Consider the following 505-nt stretch of genomic DNA (forward strand, 5'->3'; position numbering starts at 1 on the left):
ACGCCCGACATTTTCCGTATCAAGGCATCGGGCAACACTGCCTATGCCAGCCCCTTCGGGCAGTCTACCAACATCTTCCGCCCGGACGGCAGTAACATCACCATCAATCGGTCGTATGGCGTGATTACGTTCGAGGCCAATTCCAACGTCATCAATTTTGCCGAAACATTCGATGTCTATGGCAGTCAAGACGAAGCCGCTCGGATGGCGGCTGTGCTAAATGGGATTGGCACGGGTCAAACCGTTATTGTGGTCACTAACGACGAGCCTTATACTTGGAGGTTGGCGCGTGGTCTAGACACTGCAATGGCTAGAGTGGGTGCGGGTGAAAAATTCTTCTCCCCGAACTTTGCCGTTCACTCGGTCTATGTATTGGTTGGGCGTGGTGGTCTAAGCAGAGGTGAAGGTGTTGAATACTATCAGGGTAATGTCAATCAGGACCCGAATGCATTCCTCGACCTTAACATTCCAATGCTTGATGGCCGTCCGGCGATCGGCAGTTCTG

Annotated in this window: 1 protein-coding gene; it reads left to right on the top strand. The window is 52.5% G+C overall.

The window, feature by feature from the left end; genetic code table 11:
• Positions 1–505, top strand: a 505-nt coding sequence (locus tag VJI93_RS08485; protein WP_324009274.1) for an interleukin-like EMT inducer domain-containing protein, incomplete at both ends; no start/stop codon positions are given.

This window comes from Parvimonas sp. M20 (assembly GCF_035282425.1).
Classification (GTDB): domain Bacteria; phylum Bacillota; class Clostridia; order Tissierellales; family Peptoniphilaceae; genus Parvimonas.